The following is a 1717-nucleotide window of genomic DNA, read 5'->3' on the forward strand; positions in this document are numbered from 1 at the left end:
CAGCATAATGATAAAAATACAAAGCGGGAATGCTGCATAACTGATGGTGATACATTTTAACTGAAGTGAATTTACACACAAATATGGACTTGACAGTTGAAAGCACTGCTGTTGAGACATATACCCGCCACAATGAATCAATTATTTGGTTGATTCTTGCACGGATCCTGTTCTGAAGTCTGATATCCGCCACAGTGGTCCAATTATCGGGCTAATTCTTGCGTTTAATTGATTCCAAGAATAAGCTAGTGCCTCAGTGGCATTAATATCAGGGCAATTCTTGCGCGCTGAGAATTCTTACAGAATCAGTCTGAAAAATCCTAAAAAATTATACATTACTATATTCCACTGGTAGATAATGAAAGTCTATTCGATATAGCAGTATGATTCGTTATAATAGAGATAAAGAAATTTCAAAAAAACTGTCCGAAATCTTGGCAGAGTACCAGTCGAAGACTGCGAAGGAGTGATGCGTGCTTGCACCATCACGTTGGCGGTCTACGGCTCGGGTTCGAGTCCCCATTCCATGTGGCGCAATAAAATGACGCAGGCTCAATCGTCTATTTTTCAATCTGTTGATGCTACGTTAGCTGTTGATACTATGTAGCAAAATGCTTATAATATTTCTTCTTACCTCAAAAGAGGAATCAAATATTTATAATGGTGTGCTACTGCATAATCATAGGCAGTCTTCCCTTTATCATCTTTTACATTTACATCTATTCCTAATTCTATAAGCAGTTTTGTCATCTTAATTGATGGGTCATTTTTATTATTCTTATTATCAGGCTCTAAATACAATGCCGTTTTCCCCTCTTTATCTACAGAGTTGATTTTAATGCCTTGTTCTTTGACTACATATTCTGCCAATGGAACATTAAACATTCTTGCAGATAGTAATAAGGCATTCTCACCCGTTTCTTTATCTTTTGGAGTTTTATCGGTTACATGATTCAACAAATAGACATATATCTCCGTAATTCGTTTTGCCTTTTTCGCATTGTATTTATGTTTGCCTTCATTACGATCTACATTATATGGCGAACTGCCTGCTGCATAGAGTATCGGTTTCATAGTACTGGTGCAATAAGTCTTTTCCAAATCTACCCCATGATGTACTAATAGTTCTACCGTTTTCAGATCATCTTTATCGCTATGATACAGAATCAATACCAATGGGGAATATTCCGCCGGTGAACTCGCATTAGGATTTGCACCATTATTCAGCAGTGTTCTTATCATTGTATAATTCCCTTTTTTGCAAGCACTCTGTAGTGGTGTAACTGGCCAGAATTCAACGTTGATCAGATAAGGCGCTCCACCGCCCGGGAAATTAATACTGCATAGCCCCTTATCATCAATAAGCTGTTGCACTTTAGTGACATTACTGCTATTGATCGCGTTTATAAGTTTTGTCGACCAATAGTAATTATATATTACCATTGTCAACGCGAGCACACCTATTATAGCAGCCACTATTAAGGCTCTTCTTTTCCTCATGGTACCCTTGTATGATGTATTTGAGTCCAAATACATGCATACTCTCCTTTCTTTCTTCAATTTTGATATAATCAGTTTAACACTGTGGACTTTTTATGATTCCCTATAGCTTTGACTATTTGAAGGAGAGTATTGCCACAGTTTTATCTGAATCATTTATAGTTGGATAAGCCTTAGAGTTTTCATTTCACGCAAGTTTATGATGATAAAACTAGGT

The 1717-nt window shown here is 37.0% G+C and carries 1 protein-coding gene; it reads right to left on the minus strand.

Annotated features, from left to right (window positions below; translation table 11 throughout):
- Nucleotides 1-630: 630 nt before the first annotated feature.
- On the minus strand, nucleotides 631-1500 hold the full coding sequence (locus EV211_RS10535; RefSeq protein WP_166635454.1) for an ankyrin repeat domain-containing protein: 870 nt from the start codon (nucleotides 1498-1500) through the stop codon (nucleotides 631-633).
- Nucleotides 1501-1717: the final 217 nt, after the last annotated feature.

The organism is Aminicella lysinilytica, assembly GCF_004362975.1.
GTDB lineage: Bacteria > Bacillota > Clostridia > Peptostreptococcales > Anaerovoracaceae > Aminicella > Aminicella lysinilytica.

Coding starts and splice junctions, on each gene's coding strand:
- EV211_RS10535 (WP_166635454.1), bottom strand. CDS start 1,500: ATGAGGAAAAGAAGAGCCTTAATAGTGGCTGCTATAATAGGTGTGCTC.